At 61.0% G+C, this 349-nt stretch carries 1 protein-coding gene; it reads left to right on the forward strand.

Annotation, left to right across the window (positions count from 1 at the left end; all coding sequences use genetic code 11):
* A partial coding sequence (locus tag EN808_RS36695; RefSeq protein WP_189524251.1) for a hypothetical protein occupies nt 1-349 on the forward strand: 349 nt, incomplete at both ends.

The raw sequence follows: 349 nt of genomic DNA on the forward strand, positions 1-349 counted from the left end.
GCCAGGCTCGCCAAATGGTGTTTTGACAATTTCCTGGTCCGGCTCGAACTGCTGCCGCCGTCGCCCGAATTGTTGCGTGGCCTGGAGTCCAGCGACAAGAATTCAGTCGCCGTCTACCACTTCCTCAAGCAGAACACCTTCGACGTCGTCTATTTCGCTCTCGAAGGCGGACTGGCGCATTTCCCGGCCGTTGCCAAGCGCACGGGCGTCTTTCCCGATCCTCCCATTCTCGTGGTGCTCGCGCATGAGCCGCTGATGTGGGATCTGGAGGCCAATGCCAAGGCGATCGAGCGCAAGGAGCAGATGACCGTCGCGCATATGGAACGGACCTCCGCCGAGACCTGCGACC

The sequence above is a fragment of the Mesorhizobium sp. M8A.F.Ca.ET.165.01.1.1 genome (assembly GCF_004792065.1).
GTDB lineage: Bacteria > Pseudomonadota > Alphaproteobacteria > Rhizobiales > Rhizobiaceae > Mesorhizobium.